The 17,049-nt window shown below is 35.4% G+C and carries 21 protein-coding genes; 8 read left to right on the top strand and 13 right to left on the bottom strand.

All coding sequences use genetic code 11. The annotated features are described in order from the left end of the window. Position 1: 1 nt before the first annotated feature. The 9 genes from ACRHOC_RS12535 to ACRHOC_RS12495 all read right to left on the bottom strand — a co-directional run bounded on the left by ACRHOC_RS12535 (position 2) and on the right by ACRHOC_RS12495 (position 6,391). Positions 2–937, bottom strand: coding sequence for a pyridoxal-phosphate dependent enzyme (locus tag ACRHOC_RS12535; RefSeq protein WP_431158994.1), 936 nt, complete (start codon positions 935–937; stop codon positions 2–4). Further along, on the bottom strand, positions 938–1,717 hold the full coding sequence (locus tag ACRHOC_RS12530) for an enoyl-CoA hydratase-related protein (protein WP_431158993.1): 780 nt from the start codon (positions 1,715–1,717) through the stop codon (positions 938–940). It abuts the gene before it with no gap. 6 nt (positions 1,718–1,723) lie between these two features. Then, positions 1,724–2,074: a VOC family protein gene (locus ACRHOC_RS12525; protein WP_431158992.1), complete on the bottom strand. Its 351-nt coding sequence runs from the start codon at positions 2,072–2,074 to the stop codon at positions 1,724–1,726. Continuing rightward, on the bottom strand, positions 2,074–2,577 hold the full coding sequence (gene paaD / locus ACRHOC_RS12520) for a 1,2-phenylacetyl-CoA epoxidase subunit PaaD (RefSeq protein ID WP_431158991.1): 504 nt from the start codon (positions 2,575–2,577) through the stop codon (positions 2,074–2,076). Before paaD ends, ACRHOC_RS12525 begins: the two co-directional genes overlap by 1 nt. A 1-nt stretch (position 2,578) precedes the next feature. Next, a complete protein-coding gene (paaC, locus tag ACRHOC_RS12515; RefSeq protein WP_431158990.1) occupies positions 2,579–3,334 on the bottom strand; it encodes a 1,2-phenylacetyl-CoA epoxidase subunit PaaC in 756 nt (251 codons plus the stop codon). After that, complete coding sequence (paaB, locus tag ACRHOC_RS12510) at positions 3,334–3,618, bottom strand: 1,2-phenylacetyl-CoA epoxidase subunit PaaB (protein WP_431158989.1); 285 nt, start codon at positions 3,616–3,618, stop codon at positions 3,334–3,336. Before paaB ends, paaC begins: the two co-directional genes overlap by 1 nt. Beyond that, complete coding sequence (gene paaA, locus ACRHOC_RS12505) at positions 3,618–4,574, bottom strand: 1,2-phenylacetyl-CoA epoxidase subunit PaaA (protein WP_431158988.1); 957 nt, start codon at positions 4,572–4,574, stop codon at positions 3,618–3,620. The genes paaB and paaA overlap by 1 nt, the downstream gene beginning before the upstream one ends. Before the next feature lie 32 nt (positions 4,575–4,606). Continuing rightward, positions 4,607–5,680, bottom strand: a complete 1,074-nt coding sequence (locus ACRHOC_RS12500) for a 2Fe-2S iron-sulfur cluster-binding protein (RefSeq protein ID WP_431158987.1) — start codon at positions 5,678–5,680, stop codon at positions 4,607–4,609. A 63-nt stretch (positions 5,681–5,743) separates the two neighbouring features. Next, positions 5,744–6,391 carry a TetR/AcrR family transcriptional regulator gene (locus ACRHOC_RS12495; protein ID WP_431158986.1) on the bottom strand — a complete coding sequence of 216 codons (648 nt, stop codon included), beginning with the start codon at positions 6,389–6,391 and terminating at the stop codon, positions 5,744–5,746. A gap of 32 nt (positions 6,392–6,423) precedes the next feature. Here ACRHOC_RS12495 and ACRHOC_RS12490 point away from each other — a divergent pair, with 32 nt between their 5' ends. Next, complete coding sequence (locus tag ACRHOC_RS12490) at positions 6,424–6,735, top strand: rhodanese-like domain-containing protein (RefSeq protein WP_431158985.1); 312 nt, start codon at positions 6,424–6,426, stop codon at positions 6,733–6,735. On the opposite strand, the gene ACRHOC_RS12485 is transcribed toward ACRHOC_RS12490, so the two are convergent. Next, the gene (locus tag ACRHOC_RS12485; RefSeq protein WP_431158984.1) at positions 6,732–7,352 is read right to left on the bottom strand and encodes a DUF4230 domain-containing protein; all 621 of its coding nucleotides are present in this window, start codon (positions 7,350–7,352) and stop codon (positions 6,732–6,734) included. The two genes, ACRHOC_RS12490 and ACRHOC_RS12485, sit on opposite strands and share 4 nt — an antisense overlap. Before the next feature lie 220 nt (positions 7,353–7,572). Here ACRHOC_RS12485 and ACRHOC_RS12480 point away from each other — a divergent pair, with 220 nt between their 5' ends. From ACRHOC_RS12480 to ACRHOC_RS12460, 5 genes are all read left to right on the top strand, one after another. Beyond that, complete coding sequence (locus ACRHOC_RS12480) at positions 7,573–8,478, top strand: hypothetical protein (protein ID WP_431158983.1); 906 nt, start codon at positions 7,573–7,575, stop codon at positions 8,476–8,478. A gap of 16 nt (positions 8,479–8,494) precedes the next feature. Beyond that, positions 8,495–8,842: a TfoX/Sxy family protein gene (locus ACRHOC_RS12475; RefSeq protein WP_431158982.1), complete on the top strand. Its 348-nt coding sequence runs from the start codon at positions 8,495–8,497 to the stop codon at positions 8,840–8,842. Positions 8,843–8,908: 66 nt separating this feature from the next. Beyond that, positions 8,909–10,630, top strand: a complete 1,722-nt coding sequence (locus ACRHOC_RS12470) for an amidohydrolase (protein ID WP_431158981.1) — start codon at positions 8,909–8,911, stop codon at positions 10,628–10,630. A gap of 136 nt (positions 10,631–10,766) precedes the next feature. Further along, positions 10,767–11,228 (top strand): hypothetical protein, encoded by a 462-nt coding sequence (locus tag ACRHOC_RS12465; RefSeq protein ID WP_431158980.1) that lies wholly within the window; start codon positions 10,767–10,769, stop codon positions 11,226–11,228. Between the two features lie 170 nt (positions 11,229–11,398). After that, the gene (locus tag ACRHOC_RS12460; protein ID WP_431158979.1) at positions 11,399–12,109 is read left to right on the top strand and encodes a hypothetical protein; all 711 of its coding nucleotides are present in this window, start codon (positions 11,399–11,401) and stop codon (positions 12,107–12,109) included. A 1-nt stretch (position 12,110) separates the two neighbouring features. Here the strand turns inward: ACRHOC_RS12460 and gldC are convergent, their stop codons facing one another. Further along, positions 12,111–12,449, bottom strand: a complete 339-nt coding sequence (gene gldC, locus ACRHOC_RS12455) for a gliding motility protein GldC (RefSeq protein ID WP_431158978.1) — start codon at positions 12,447–12,449, stop codon at positions 12,111–12,113. After that, the gene (gene gldB / locus ACRHOC_RS12450) at positions 12,449–13,423 is read right to left on the bottom strand and encodes a gliding motility lipoprotein GldB (RefSeq protein WP_431158977.1); all 975 of its coding nucleotides are present in this window, start codon (positions 13,421–13,423) and stop codon (positions 12,449–12,451) included. The genes gldC and gldB overlap by 1 nt, the downstream gene beginning before the upstream one ends. A gap of 76 nt (positions 13,424–13,499) precedes the next feature. On the opposite strand from gldB, the gene nadE reads away from it, so the two are divergent. Together nadE and ACRHOC_RS12440 are read left to right on the top strand one after the other, a co-directional pair. After that, positions 13,500–14,288 carry an NAD(+) synthase gene (nadE, locus tag ACRHOC_RS12445; RefSeq protein WP_431158976.1) on the top strand — a complete coding sequence of 263 codons (789 nt, stop codon included), beginning with the start codon at positions 13,500–13,502 and terminating at the stop codon, positions 14,286–14,288. Between the two features lie 136 nt (positions 14,289–14,424). Then, the gene (locus tag ACRHOC_RS12440; RefSeq protein ID WP_431158975.1) at positions 14,425–15,057 is read left to right on the top strand and encodes a response regulator; all 633 of its coding nucleotides are present in this window, start codon (positions 14,425–14,427) and stop codon (positions 15,055–15,057) included. Here ACRHOC_RS12440 and dnaG read toward each other — a convergent pair. Then, positions 15,047–17,026, bottom strand: coding sequence for a DNA primase (gene dnaG / locus ACRHOC_RS12435; protein WP_431158974.1), 1,980 nt, complete (start codon positions 17,024–17,026; stop codon positions 15,047–15,049). The two genes, ACRHOC_RS12440 and dnaG, sit on opposite strands and share 11 nt — an antisense overlap. Between the last annotated feature and the right edge of the window lie 23 nt (positions 17,027–17,049).

The following is a 17,049-nucleotide window of genomic DNA, read 5'->3' as shown; positions in this document are numbered from 1 at the left end:
ACTAAAATGGAAGGTTACTTAAATCTACATTACCACCCGATAATATAATACCAACCTTCATATTTTTAAACTCTTCTTTATTCTTAAGTAACGCTGCAAACGGCACAGCACATGAAGGTTCTATTATAATCTTCATGCGTTCCCATATAAGTCGCATCGCTTCAATAATCTCATCTTCTTCAACTCTAATAATCCGATCTACATACTTCTGAATTATTGGAAAATTTCGATCTCCAAGATGGGTTCTTAAACCATCCGCAACCGTATTAAAGGTTGTATTATATTCAATTTTCCCAGAAAGTAACGATCTGTAGGCATCATCAGCCACCATAGGCTCACCTCCGATAACTTTACAATTTTCAGTAAAGTAATGCGCTGCCAATGCAGTACCTGCAATGAGACCGCCACCTCCAACAGGAGTCATTAGAATATCCAAATCTGGATGGTCTTCTAACAATTCCATTGCCGCAGTTCCATTACCTAAAATTACTTCATCTTGATTAGATGGATGCAAAAAAGAAGCACCTTTTTCATCTTTGATTCTTGCAGCAGTTGCTTCTCTAGCCTCTGGCGTTGATTCGCACTCAATAATTTCACCGTTATAAGTCTTAACACCATTCTTTTTAACCTGAGGTGCATTTTCTGGCATTACGATATAGGCTTTTATGCCTAATTTTTTAGCTGCCAACGACACAGCTTGAGCAAAATTACCCGAAGAATGCGTTACCACACCTTTTTGTCTTTCTGCTTCAGATAGAGATAAAATGGCATTGGTGGCCCCTCGTATTTTAAAAGCACCCATTTTTTGAAAGTTCTCACACTTAAAAAATAATTGGACACCACTGATTTCATTTAACAACTTAGATTTTAAAACCGGTGTACGATGGATGTATGGCTGAATGCGCTTTTGAACATCTATAAGAGTTTCTTTATTCACTTATTGCCCCTTAAATTTTGGTTGACGTTTTTCAATAAAGGCAGCAACACCTTCTGCATAGTCTTCACTTTGGGCTGCTTCAATCTGATATTTTGATTCCGTTGCCAGTTGCTCTTCTAAACTATTAGTCATGGAAGCATTGAATAATTCTTTAATCATCCCTAATGCTTTTGTTGGCATATTGGCTAGTCTTATGGCTAATTGATCAACCGTACTCTCAAACGATTCTAACGAAACACATTTGTATATCATTCCTATACGTTCAGCCTCTTCTGCCCCAACTTTATCACCTAACATGGCCAATGCAGAAGCACGTTGAAAACCAATAAGCCTTGGCAAAAAGTAGGTCCCAGCACTATCTGGCACTAATCCAATTAAACTAAAGGCTTGTATGAAACTCACTTTATCATGTGCAATAACAAGATCACATGCTAAGGCAATATTGGCACCTGCACCTGCCGCAACGCCATTAACTGCGGCAATAATCGGTTTCTTTATGGCTCTAATTTTGAGAATTATTGGATTGTAATGTTCTTCTAATATTTTTTTAAAACCAGGATTTAATTCAGGATCTGTTACTTCTTTGAGATCTTGCCCAGCACAAAAGGCCTTTCCTTTAGCTGTAAGCACAATGGCTCTAACCTCAGGATTTTCAGCACAATCATCTAATACCTGTTGTAACTGAAGTGCCATTTCGCGATTAAAACTATTAAAAACCTCTGGGCGATTTAATGCAATAGATGCAACTTTATTTTCTATCTGAAATTCAATAAAACTCATTTAACCTTATAATTTAAAATATGGGTTATAAATTAATCCAATTATATTGTTCCAAGGATCCTTAACAGAACATACCATTAATTCACCACCTACATTCATAGGTTCTTCATGTTTGGTAGCACCTAATTCTAAAAAACATTCATATTCTTTATGGATATCCTCAACACCCCAATATGTAAAAACATTATCACCTTTTATTGCATCATGTTCTTGCAACCCTAATTCATAACCTGCAATATTAAATCCTACATAGTAGGATTCATCAAAGTACGGCTCTATTCTAAAAGCCTTTGTATACCATGCCTTCGCGTCATTAAGATTACCGACTTTATATATGGTTGTTCTTAATCCTAACATTATTTGAGACACTTAAAATAATCGAAAGGTTCATGACAGTCATTACATTGAAACTGTGCTTTACAGGCTGTTGAACCAAACTGACTCACTAAACGTGTGTTTGTAGATTTACATTGCGGACACTTAACCAGGCGCTTTCCATTTAGGAGCACCCCTTTATCAGCCTCAGCTTCTAATGGTGCCGCAATACCATAATCTTCTAGCGCCTTTCTTCCCTTTGGAGTTATCCAGTCTGTTGTCCATGCTGGTGAGAGGATTAATTCCACCTCAGCCGTATATCCATGTTCATTTAAAGCCCTTTTAATATCATCACCGATAACATCCATTGCTGGGCAACCACTATAGGTAGGGGTAATTTTGACAATAGCATGTTTATCATTCAATATAGCAGACCGTACTACGCCCATTTCTAAAATAGAAAGTACCGGAATTTCTGGATCCGAAACTTTTTCAAGTATTGGAAATAGGATTTGATCTATATCTACAGCTTGAATCACTGTCATGCTACCAAGTCATATTTGGATAAGTCCTTTGCATATATTGCATATCGTTTAGAATATATCCCATATGCTCAGTATGAATACCCTGTTTACCTCCTTTTTGAAACCACTTTGATTCTGGAATATTCAGTTTAGCTTTATTGAGTATGTCATTGACACGCTCATAAAAAGTAACCTTTAATGATGAAACATCCACACCAATCCCTTCAGTAATCATCGCATCATCTGCAGCAGTGGTATGAAATAACTCGTCTGTATATCGCCATAAATCATCAATCGCATTTTGCATGCGTTTTTTACTCTCATCCGTACCATCGCCTAAGCGTTTAACCCAATCTGATGAAAAACGTTGATGATAGCTAACCTCCTTAATTGCTTTATGAGCAATTGCTGATAAATTGATGTCCTTGCTAAGTTGTAGTTTTTCTAAAAACAAATAATGATAAACATCAAAAAAGAATTGTCTTGCGATGGTATATGCAAAGTCTGTATTAGGTTGCTCCACCAACAACACATTGAGGTATTGACGCTCTGTCCTAAGGAAGGCAATAGAATCTTCTGTACTATTGTCGCCTTTTATCTTTGCTGCATATTGAAAATAACTCCGTGTTTGCCCTAATAGATCAAGTGACATATTAGTGCAAGCGATATCAGTTTCAAGACTTGGACCATGACCACAAAGCTCACCTAGCCTTTGTCCTAGTATTAATGTATTATCTGCAATACCAAGAATATAATTGTATAAATCCTCGCTCTTCATTACATGTGTTTTATTTCGTCTGGTATTTTATAGAAAGTTGGGTGTCTATACACCTTATCTTGAGCTGGCTCAAAAAGTTCTCCATTATTCTCAGGGTTTGAAGCCGTTATATGTTTGGACTCTACAACCCAAATACTAACACCTTCGTTTCTGCGTGTATAAACATCTCTTGCATTCTCTAATGCCATTTCTGCATCAGCAGCATGAAGACTACCAAAATGACGATGTTCTAATCCATTTTTACTTCTAACGAAGACTTCCCAAAGTGGCCAATTCTTGCTCATTAGACTGCTTGTTTAGATTTATATTCTTCTTGTTTTTCTGCGTACGCTAGAGCAGCTTCTCTCACCCATGCACCATTCTCCCATGCTGATACTCTTGCATTCATTCGCTCTTTATTCATTGGTCCATGACCTTTCACAACCTGCCAGAATTCATCCCAATCAATTGGTCCGAAATCATAGGACTGACGTTCTTCGTTCCATTTTAAATCTGGATCTGGAACTGTTAAACCAATCAACTCTGCTTGTGGTACTGTTTGATCTACAAACTGCTGACGCAATTCGTCATTCGTCTTACGCTTTAGTTTCCATTTCATAGATTGCGCTGTATGAACCGACTCTGCATCTGTAGGTCCAAACATCATAAGAGATGGCCACCACCAGCGATTTAATGCATCTTGGGCCATTGCTTTCTGCTCTGGAGTTCCTTTTGCCAAAGTCATCATAATCTCATAACCTTGCCTTTGGTGGAAGCTTTCTTCCTTACACACACGAATCATTGCTCGCGCATATGGTCCGTACGATGTATTACAAAGAGGAACTTGATTAATAATGGCAGCGCCATCTACCAACCATCCTATCGCACCCATATCTGCCCAAGTAATGGTAGGATAATTAAAAATACTAGAATACTTGGCCTTACCACTGTGTAGTTGATCATACAACTCTTCTCTCGAAATCCCTAAAGTTTCACAGGCACTGTATAAATAGAGTCCATGACCTGCTTCATCTTGTACCTTTGCTAATAAGGCCACTTTTCTTCTCAAAGAAGGTGCTCTTGTAATCCAATTGCCTTCAGGCAACATCCCAACAATTTCAGAATGGGCATGCTGAGAAATTTGTCTTATGTGTGTTTGACGGTATTTCTCAGGCATCCAATCCTTAGGTTCGATCTTCTCATCACGTGCAATACGTGCTTCGAACTCTGCTTCTAAATTTTTAATCTGATCTTCACTCATCTTAAAATGATTTTATCTTTTTCTTTTTCAATTTATACATCAAAATCAACAACAACTTTTTGGGTTGTTGGTACCGCTTGACAACTCAGAACTAGATTCTGAGCAACTTCATCTTCTTCAAGCGCATAGTTTATTTTCATCTCTACATCACCATCTTTAACCTTGCACTTACACGTGCTACATACACCACCTTTACAAGCAAACGGTAAGTCTGCACCTGCGTTTAATGCCGCATCTAAAATATTATCATAATCCTTGGTCATAGTGAACAAGAATTCTTTTCCTCCATCAATAATAATGACCTCAACTCCTTCAACATTTTGCTTAGCTAGACGCTCCTGGCGTTTAATATCTTCTTCCGTTAATCCGGTGACAAACAATTCATAATGCACCAATTCTTTCGGTAATCCAGCTTCAATTAAATAATTACTCACATAGTACACCATTTTTTCAGGCCCACATAAGAATACTTCACTAGTATCTGGCACATCAATAAAGACCTTGGTCAGTACCGCCATCTTATCATCATCAAACCTTCCGTTGAAAAGATCTATATCACGCTTTTCTTGAGTTAGAAAATAATAAATCTCCAATCTCCCAAAATAGGTGTTTCTTAACTGTTCTAGCTCTTCCTTAAAGATAATGGATTTTGCCGTCTTATTTACATAAAAGAGTTTACACGTAGAATTAGGCTCTGCTTTAAGGTGTGTCTTTATCATGGACATAACTGGTGTGATACCACTACCAGCAGCAAAGAATAGATAATTTTTAGATGCATCCTTATTGACTTCAACACCAAAGGTACCACTTGGGACCATAACGTCTATCACTTGTCCTGAAGTAAGTTGTTCATTAACATAAGTTGAAAATTTACCTCCTGGAATCTGCTTAATGGCAACTTGCCACTTTTTTTCGAAAGGACTTGAACATAACGAGTACGATCTACGAACGTCCTCGCCATCAATATCAGCTCGTAAAGTTAAGTGCTGACCCTGATGAAATTTAAAGTCGGAATGTAAATTCTCTGGAACAGCAAATGTTACAACCGAACAGTCGTCTGTTTCCTTATAAATATCTTCAATTGTTAATTTATGGAACTGTGCCATGCTCTTATTTATTTTAACTAACAACTGTTAGTTAGTTGACAAAGTTAAAAAAATATATCTAAACTATTTGTTAATCCCTTGAAGTAAAATTTGGGTAAGACTATCTGAAAGATTTTGAAGTTCGAGATCATCCTTCTTAGGTATCCATAAATAAAGAGAACGTAATGTGGTTAAAATAGAAAACATCATTACATCTGGTTTAACATTTACTAATTCACCATCTTCAATACCTTTCTCTAATACACTTCGAAAATCCTTTTCGTATTCTGTTCTTAATTTCTGATAATAGAATAGTTGGTCCTCCAAATGCATCCAGTCATTATTTAATGAGGCCATCCCATATATATTCTGGCTCGATAAATCGATATGCAGTTTTATTATTGCCTTGAGTTTATCAATACATTTTTGTTTAGAATCCTTTATTAATGCCATGCCAGCCGTAAACTGCTCTGCTAAAGAAATAATAATATCTTTTAAAATATCTTGCTTGGAATTAATATGATTATAAAGACTCGCCGCCTTGATATCCATTGTTTTGGCAATATCTCTCATGGTAACTGCACTATAACCTTTTTCCTTGAAAAGCTTTGCCGCAACTCTAATTATTTCCTCCTTTCGGGATTCAATTTTGTTCTCCATATCAAAAGCGAAATTAACAAGAAAATTATTAGCCACAATTGCTCTTGTAACAATGGTTACGTTATTTACCAAGTAAAGTTCTCAACTTTGACAAAAATTAAAGCATGGGAATTTTAAATACCTTATTGGGTAAATCGAATATTAAACTAAAGACTTACATCGAAAAAGACTCAGTTTTGCTTGATTTTAGGACAAAAAAAGAATTTAATCAAAATCACATTAATTCTTCAATTAATATCCCTTTGCAAGAGTTAAATGGTCGCATTAAAGAAATGGCCAAACTCAATAGGCCTATTGTTGTTTATTGTGCTAGTGGTGTGCGTTCTGCAATGGCTGTGCAAATTCCTACTCAAAATCGCCTCGACGCAATAAATGGTGGCAGTATTTCAAAATTGCGAAAGGCAATAAGCGACTAAAACTTCAAGTCTAATACCTTAAAGTCATCTGCTGATTCTATATAAGTCTCATTATATTTTAAGGTCCATCCTAATGAATTCGTCAAAATATAGAATTTTGATAACTCACTGATAAGCCTGTTTTTTGCATTTGATTTTAGATCGGATTGCTCTATTTTTTTCATTAATGAGGATTGAACTATTTCCTTAATCTCATTATAATCATTCGCTTCAAATTGATTTAAAAAATCTGCCTGAATATCATAATACTCCAAATCAGGATTAATATTAATTTCCTCTTTAGGAATACTTGTTATTCTTAAGGTTTTTGAAACCTCGTCGATTACATATTCGATTTTACTTAAATCGTAGCTTACAGTTACATCAGCATTAACAATTACGATTGCTTGTTTTTTTGCCTCCAATAAATCGCCAAAATAATTTTGAGAATTTTTATAAGTAAAGACTTCACTAAAATGACCTTCCGTAACGACTAACTTACCTACATTTTTAATTTGCTCTTCAATGAGGTTTGTATTTTCTTGAATAATAATCTTATCCTCATTTCTTTCATCACAATACTTAAAGGTGAATAAAACAATGAGCGTAATTATTACTCCAAATAGAATCTTTCGCATAAGTGAATTTAAAAAAATAAGTGGATTTTTTGGTGAAATAAAAACCTAGATTTCCTATTTCACACATTTCATCTTTCATTTTTTGCACTTAAACTATTAATATAAACATGCCTGAGGAATTCACTTGCAAATCTAACATGTTATGCTATCTTGTATAGTTTAAGCTGTTCTTCCCCGAGTTTTAACTCAGCTTCAACTAAATCAATTTCGCCGTTAACCAATGAAAAAGTATATCTTTTTGATACTTTTTGTGCTTTCCAATTCCATGAGTTTTGGACAGAAGGCAAGCCTTATTCAAAATGTGAATTTTAGAGCTCAAGACCTTAAGCATAATCTCAATGAAAATGGTGACACCTTGTTACTTGCAAGCAATAAAACTATCTATCAAGTAGACATATATAATAACTACTACGAGAAAAAATTAGCGGTTAATAGATATAAGAGTAATATACCTGTCAATGATTTACCCGAAGGACGCTATGTGGTAGAAGTCAAGCTAAGTGACAGACATATCATTATGACCTTGATACGTCATGAAACAGCGACCGAGGCACTGGCCCTCTCAGACAAGAACCTTCAACGTTTTAGAGTGGAGGACATAGTAGCATCAGACCTTTCTAAAGGGACAATTCCCTTAACAACTATTGAATCTAATGAAGCCACAAAAAATGAACAGACCCTCGTATCTGATGAGGATCAAAATATTAGCCTACAGTCTATAAATACTGAAACTCATGCTGAAATTAAAGCTAATGACAGAAATAGTGCTATTAAAAAACACAGTTATAGTCCTTCAGCACTTTTAAATACGAGACTTAAAAAACCATCTGAACGTCCAAATAAATACTATTGGGTTGTTTTAGAAATTGTAAATGGGAATAGTTCTTCTAAGACCAAAAAACTTGTTCAGGGCGATCTCATTTCAGGATTAATTTCACATAATAAAGCTGAGCGAATGACCGCAAGAGGTCGAAATAATAAACTAACCATTTGGGAAGTCTACGATACAAAAAAGTTTATGGCCGCATTGCAATTCGACAGACACTATGTAACCAATGCTAGTACATCTGAGTGTTTTAACCCAACGCCTTACTATATTACACCACAATCAATCACCTCTAGGTAAAGTTATATTCACATTAATGGCTTACGATGAACATATTGTTGACCGTATAGATCAAATTATAAGATCAAAAAACATTCCTTATTATCATAAAAAAATGATGGGTGGTCTCATTTTTATGGTTAATGACAAAATGTGTTGTGGTACGCATATCGACAAATCTCGCGGCGAAAGTTTATTAATGCTAAAAATTGGGGAAGTCGCTTATCATAAGGAAATAAAAAAGCCCGTTTGTCTCCCTATGGATTTTACAGGAAGACCTATGAGAGGCTATATTTTTATTATACCAGACGGATTTGATTTAGACTCGGATCTCGAGTACTGGGTTGAGCTGGCCTTAAACTTCAATAAGGAACAATACGGATAAAGTAATCGATAGAAACATCGATAAATTATCTGGATTATTGTAATTTCATCATCTAAATCCTAACCTATGTCAACAAAGAAATCTTTTCAACTTTTTATTCTATTATTACTCATAGTCTGGTCTTGTACAAATGACAAATCTGAGCAAGCAACATTACTCATATATGGTGGCCCTATTTATACAGTAGATTCTTTAAGAACTGTAGAGGCTGTAGCTACGAAGGGAGATAAAATTTTATTTGCAGGTAGCCTAAAAGATGCTGAAACTTTTAAATCGGAAAACACGCAACTTATTGACTTAAAAGGTAAAACCATGACACCTGGATTAATAGAAGGTCATGGCCATTTTATGGGCTTAGGCTATAATGAACTGAATTTGGATTTAATGAATACAACCAGTTATCAAGCCATAGTTGATGCCGTTGCAGAACGCGTTAAGACTGCCAAACCAGGAGAATGGATTACTGGGAGAGGTTGGCACCAAAGCAAATGGGATAGTATGCCTGCCGAAACCATACATGGCTTCCAGACTCATCATTTATTAAGTGCCGTATCTCCAGACAACCCTGTTTATTTGAGACATGCCAGTGGGCATGCTGGATTTGCAAACGAAAAGGCCATGGAAATTGCAGGACTCATTGATCTTTCAATTGATGGTGTTAAAGAATATAAGGTAGAAGGTGGTGAGGTTCTGGTTGATGCCTCTGGCAAACCTACTGGTGTATTTAATGAGCGTGCTCAAACCCTCATTACGCAACACATTCCAGAGCGTACTGAGGCTTCAGATATCCAAGCATTTGATCTGGCTGTAGAAGCCTGTCTTAAAAATGGTGTTACAAGTTTTCACGATGCAGGTATACCTAGAGAAACTATTACGCTTTACAATAAAATGAAGGCGAATGGCAAAATGAAAACTAGGATTTATGCCATGCTTACAGGTTGGGATAAAGAGTTACTAAATGAATGGTTTGATAAAGGCATCATGGTAGATGACCAACATCTATTCACGATAAGATCTGTTAAACTAAATTGCGATGGTGCACTGGGCTCACGTGGTGCGTGGCTTCTTGAACCTTACACAGATAGACCGGATCATTTTGGTCATGAAACCTTACCAATGGAGTTTGTAAAAGAAACAGCACTTAATGGCCTTAAACATGGATTTCAAGTTTGTTCGCATGCTATTGGTGATCGAGCAAATAGAGAAATTTTAGACCGTTATGAATTTGCGTTAACTGAATTACCTGAATCTGCAAACAATCATCGATTTAGAATTGAGCACGCTCAACATCTTCATCCTGATGATATCCCAAGATTTGCTGAACTGAATGTTATACCAGCTATGCAAGCGGTTCATATGTCATCTGATAGACCTTGGGCTATTGATCGTCTTGGTGAAAAACGTATTAAAGAAGGTGCTTACATGTGGCAAACCCTATTACAAAGTGGTGTTCCGATTGTAAATGGTACTGATGTTCCTGTTGAGCCTGTAAATCCTATTGCGAGCTTTTACGCAAGTGTGAGCAGAAAAACGCTTAAAGGAACTCCTGAAGGTGGTTATGAACCAGATCAAAAAATGACCCGAGACCAAGCATTAAAATCATACACCTTGGACGCGGCTTTTGGTGCTTTTGAAGAAGACATAAAAGGTTCTATTACACCAGGTAAATTAGCTGATTTCACCGTTTATGACCAAGATATTATGACAGTGGAAGAAAATAAAATTTTAGATACTAAAGTAATAATGACCATTTTTAATGGTGAAATTTTATACGATTCTAATAAATAAAAAACATTAGCCTTTATTTAATTTAGAAGAACCGGCTAATGTTATAATGATTAATAGCGATTCCAAAATTACCATTTGGATACATAGATTTTATTACCTCAGGGTTAAATAAAAGTTACTAATTCCTAAATAGAAGATGTCTGATTACCGAGTTAGATATATTAATTACTACAACACAATTGAAGTTAATGATTGGAAGATTAAAACTTACACCATTTCTAAATCTGAGACGTTTCATTACCCTGAATTTTATAAGGAAGTCCTTAAACAAATACCTGAATGGATAAAGTCTGATAATGGATTTAATAATGACAATGATGGCATTGGATTTTTAATTCTTCATGCTGGTACAGAGGGTATCTTCTCCTTAATAAATTGGTGGGTTGGTCAAAACATGTTAAACACACTTATCTTTAAAAGTGATTACGATCAATTGCACAACTTCGAATTAATTTCTGGTAATGGGTTGGCACCATGTATATGGGAATTAGAAGTTATAAATTTTGAGCGATTGGCCTGGACAAAACACATCCTAAAGTCATCACCTAATCCCAATTATAAGGCCTATCTAGAGACGACATTCAGTGGTGCTTTCTAGTCAATATTACCTGATATTCATCTGATATATTGACATTTTTCTCCTGATCATCTATTAATTTAAGCCTTACATCTGCATATTTTACCACCTTGGGTTACCCTTAATAGATTTGGAGTAATAATAATTCTGATAACTTATTAGTATCAGTATTGCCCTCAATATTCCTACTTATGAAAACGACAAGATATACCCTCGTATTTTTGTTTTTGACTGCATTCACTTTTGGTCAAAATTCTGCATTAATCAAGAATATAAATTTTAGAGCTCAAGAATTAAATCATAGACTCAATAAGCAAGGTGACTCACTTTTACTATCTGCTGAGCGTACTATACATGGAGTCTCAATTTTTAACGCCGAATTTGATAAGCAATTTGAGGTTAATAAAAATAAAGTGAGCATTCCTTTAAAGGATATCCCACTTGGTCGTTATACCACTGAAGTCAAATTGAATAATAAATTAATCATTTTGACACTTCTTCGAATAGAACCTATTTTAGTGACATCAGATCTTAAAGAAACTTCAAAAGTTGAATCTGAAACTTTTGAATCAGCACAAAGTTTAAATATTGCTGCAGGTAAACGGGAAGAAAAAACGGAATTAAAAAAAGTAACTGGCTATTGGATTGTAAGTAAAATTAAAAATGGAAATAGTTCTCGCACCATAAAAAGAGCTGGCGATCTTCGGGTCGTTGAAGAACTCATTAAACAGAATAAACTCGACATCCAAACACGTCTTGGAAAATTTAACCAATTGACAGTTTGGGAAGTCTATGATAAAAAAGAGTTTATGAAGTTAAAAAGGCTTAATCCACAATATGCAAGTGTTGCTAGTTCTGAGGCGTTTAATATATCGCCATACTATAACACAGAGAACGATTAAATTAGCTCTTTTTAAGCTCCAACTTTTCAGCGAAATAATCACAAAAATCGCGCATTGTTGCCGTCATTTTTTCGTCTTGTGTAGCTCTCAAAAATGTATCGCTCATGGTCACTAAAGTTTGATGAAAGAACAACTTCATTTCATCAACTGGCATATCCTTAGTCCATAAATCTATCTTTAATGTTTCTTGTGCCTTACTATCCCATACTGAAAGCATAATTGCTTTTGCCTCTTCATTACTTACACCACCATCTTCAGCTGACCAATTTAACTTTTCAGGCACACGATTCTCATCTAATTCTACATTAAGTTCTATTTTACTCGTCAAGGTTTTAGACATTATTTCTTTGGTTTAAATTTTGATTTTCTAAATATTTCTTCAGGATCTTTTTGCAGTATCTCAAATACAGATTCATCAGTTTTATCTGCATAAGCCCTTACAATTTGCCATCCTATATATTGTCCAAGACGTCCAGGTGATTCTCTATCTAATTCTAAATAAAATTTAGAAAATGGTGCCTCTGAAATAAATCTTGGTGGTAATTTATTGTCGGTATCGTACAACAACTCTTTTTCTACAAAATAGCTCCAAATTGGACTTTCATTTGCCTCAGCCCAATCCAATTGGGCTTGAGAATAACCAATTTTTTCGGCATCTGATTTAAATGGAATCATCACATCCTTAAAATACAAGAGTTTCCCGTAATAAATCATCTCATCTAGTAAGGTATTTCTATTAGCCTGGTAAACAAATTTCTCAGCATAACCCTCTGTGACATCAACTACTATTTGAGGTTGTTCCATATTTTGAGTTATATACCTTGGAATGTTTTGATAATATTCATGTTCTTGACCTAAAAAATTATCTAAAGCAATTAGAACAATTGTATCTGTGACAATGGTTTTATCTCTATATGCAACATCATTGGTTAGTGTAATTACTCGAGGTACCTCAAATGTCTTTTCGTAATATTTTAAATGCTGAAATAATTGTTGCAACTCCAATTTTGTTGATTTAAAATCCTCGTATTGATCCATCACTTCTTCAAGAAGACTTCTCTGTAAGGTATCATTAAGTCGCTCAACCCAGATTGAATCTGGGATATGTTTGGAGAACAAAAACGGAAATGCCTCTTTAAGTTTAAGCAAATCATTAGTCTTGGCATTTAAAATGGCTTTATCAAAGCGCTCAACATCAAAGTTTACTTCTAACTTTTCAATATCAGTTTCGATTTTATTTTCCTCACTACATGCCGCTAATAATATGGCTAATATTAAAATAATGTAAAATCGCATTGCTCTAGGGTAAAACATTTTTAATCCTAACTGGTTTCCGTTATTTTTGTTGTGCAAAGGTACATTTCTTTTGTATTAAAATATTTTAAAAATTATGCAGACAGAGAAGGTTGTAGAACATATTGTAAACTGGTTGAAAGATTATGCTGTAAAGGCCAATGTAAATGGATTTGTTGTAGGTGTATCAGGTGGTATTGACTCTGCAACGACCTCTACATTGTGTGCAAAAACAGGATTGGATGTCCTTTGTGTTGAAATGCCAATTCACCAGGCTCCTAGCCATGTAAGTCGTGCCCAAGAGCATATAGAGCAATTAAAAAAGCGCTTCAAAAATGTAAAAGATACACGTGTTGATTTAACACCTGTTTTTGAAGAATTTAAAACTGAAGTCAGTTTAGATGGCAAACAGTCTACTGTTGATATGGCATTAGCGAATACAAGAGCTAGATTACGTATGACCACGCTTTACTATCATGCCGGATTATTAGGCATGCTCGTAGCAGGTACTGGCAATAAAGTTGAAGATTTTGGTGTGGGCTTCTACACAAAGTACGGTGATGGTGGTGTTGATTTAAGTCCGATTGCAGATTTACTTAAATCTGAAGTTTATAAAATTGGTGAATTTTTGGAAGTGCCCGAATCTATAATGAAAGCTGCACCAAGTGATGGGTTATTTGGTGATGCGCGCAGTGACGAAGACCAAATTGGAGCATCGTATCCAGAATTAGAGTGGGCCATGGCTATGGATGATGCAGGCAAAACAGCATCGGATTTTGAAGGCCGTCAAAAAGAGGCATTCGAAATTTATAAACGCTTTAATTCTATGAACAAGCACAAGATGATTCCTATTCCAATTTGCGAAATTCCTAATAATTTGCACTAATTTTTGCCGTTTAACGGATTAATTACTTCATCTATATTATTTTTCGTACCTTTTCGTTAACGAATCTTCCAAATAATTAGGCTCAAGATCGACTTGTTGTATTGACATTCCCTAACTAATCCTAAATTCAATCATCATGGTAAATATATTGATTGTTGACAGCCACCCCATTGTAAGAACTGGTCTCGATTTATTTCTAAGCAGTAAAGCCGATTTTAACGTAGTTGGCAAGCTGAATAGTGGTATAGAAATATTCGAATTTATTAGACGAAATGATGTTGATGTTATCATTTCGGAGATTGACTTACCAGAACTGAATGGTATCACGGCATTACGTGCTATTAAAAAAGAAAACAAAGAAATTCGTGTTTTGATTTTCAGCCATCAACCTGAAGAAATTTATGCGGTAAGTACAATTAAAGCGGGAGCTTCTGGCTACCTAACTAAATCTGCCAGTACAGAAGACATCGAAATGGCAGTCCGTAAAGTTTATGGAGGCGAAATTTCTTTAAGTGAAAAGATGGATAAACACCTTCGTTATGAAGACACGCGCAAAAGTCGTAGCCGTTTATTTAAAAAGCTCTCTACTAGAGAGGTTGAAGTTTTAAAACTTCTCTCTATTGGCCGTAAAAACAAAGAAATAGCGGAAGAGTTAGATATCAATGAAAAAACAGTAAGCACCTACAAAGCGCGATTGTTTAAAAAGTTGAACGTGAATAATATTGTTGATTTAATCCACCAGGCGAAACATCACAATCTTACTTCGTAACGTAACCACCAATAACTTTACCAAGCTTTCTTGAAAGCAACATTTTTAGGCTAACGTAATCCTTTACATCTTCGAGAATAGATTTGCCGTCGGCACTTTCTAGTAAGGTTTCTTGCTTGTATTCTGCTACTTTCTGGTCAATTAAAAAACACCGCAGACTAAGGATGGTTTGACTAACCAATTGCGAAATGGTATGTTCCTTTTCTTTTGGAATGATATTATTGCGATGCCAATCGTGAAGATTGTATTTCTCATCTTCCATAAGTATGCTTGTTATCGTCGAAGCGCTTTCCTGATTTAATTGATTTATAAAATTTTTAGTTGAGAAATTTTCATCCTGATTTAACTTATCAATGATTGTGTAATACAACTCTCTAAATTTATCATTTGAAAACATCATTTCATCTTCTTGAAGATCTAAATATATCTTTTCAAAAACTCTAGCCTCTTGCACCTGTGGCTCCATTATTAAATCGCCTGAGACCTCATCTTCTTTGAGTACTAAATCCTCAAATTGTTCGGTACGATCTCCGTAGAGCATCAGAATCTCTATGATTTTGCGCTCTAATTCATACTGAACATTCACCTTAGGTTTTGATGGTTCTTCGTTTTTTACAACATCAAAGGCTTTTTGTTCTTGCTTATATTTTTTGTTAACCTCTTGAAATTCCTTTTTACGAATTTGAGCTAATGTACTAAAGAGTACATCTTCACTAATATCCATTATTTTAGAACACTCCTGGATATAGACCTCTCGTTTTATCTGATCTGGTATTTTAGAAATACTATTTACAATATCTCTTATGGTCTCTGCCTTTTTAATCGGATCGCTATTGGCTTCTCTTACTAAGAGTGAAGCTTTAAATTGTATGAAATCCTTTGCATTCTCATTGAGATAACTAGAGAGTTCCTCTAAGGTATTTGATTTTGCAAAACTATCTGGATCCTCGCCATCTGGAAACATGCAGACTTTTACATTCATCCCTTGCTCTAAAATAAGATCAATACCTCTTAACGAAGCTCTTATACCTGCCTCATCACCATCAAATAGAACAGTGATATTATTAGTTAATCTATTGATTAATCGAATTTGCTCTGGCGTTAAAGCGGTACCAGAGGAGGATACCACATTTTTTATTCCTGTTTGATAGAATTGAATAACATCGGTGTAACCCTCAACCAAGTAACAATTATCTTCTTTAGCAATACTTTGCTTTGCAAAATACAAACCATAGAGCACCTTACTTTTATGGTAGATATCACTCTCTGGAGAGTTTAAATATTTTGCTGCTTTTTTATCATTACCTAAAATACGTCCACCAAATCCTAAAATACGACCGCTCATACTTTGGATTGGAAACATCACTCTACCTTTAAAACGATCGAATTGTTTGTTGTCCTTTACAATTGTAAGTCCTGTCTTCTCCAAGAACTCAATATTATAACCGTTTTTTATCGCAGTATCTGTAAAAGCTTGCCATTCATCTAGAGCATACCCTAACTGAAACTTTTTAATGGTAGCTTCAGTAAATCCACGCTCCTTAAAATAGCTCAACCCTATTGCTTTACCTTTATCCGTTTCGTGAAGTATTTTTTGAAAATAAGTGTTTGCATATTCGCTGACCAGATAAAGACTTTCTCTTGCATCTGCTAAAGCCTTTTCCTCATCTGTACGTTGCGTTTCTTCAATTTCAATATTGTATTTCTTAGCGAGGTACTTAATGGCTTCAGGATAGGTAAAATGCTCATGCTCCATTAAAAAGGTAACTGCATTACCTCCTTTACCAGTTGAAAAATCTTTCCAAATTTGCTTTACTGGCGATACCATAAAACTCGGTGTACGCTCATCACTAAATGGACTGAGCCCTTTGAAATTACTTCCAGCCTTTTTTAATTGCACAAAATCACCAATCACCTCCTCTACACGAGCGGTTTCAAAAACTTGAGATATGGTATTTTGTGAAATCAAAACTTAGAAAATTAGTAAGTCTG

This window comes from Winogradskyella poriferorum (assembly GCF_050618035.1).
In the GTDB taxonomy this organism is placed as follows: Bacteria; Bacteroidota; Bacteroidia; order Flavobacteriales; family Flavobacteriaceae; genus Winogradskyella; species Winogradskyella poriferorum_A.
The sequence above is the reverse complement of the archived record's forward strand: the minus strand, read 5'-3'. Positions and strand labels throughout refer to the sequence as shown.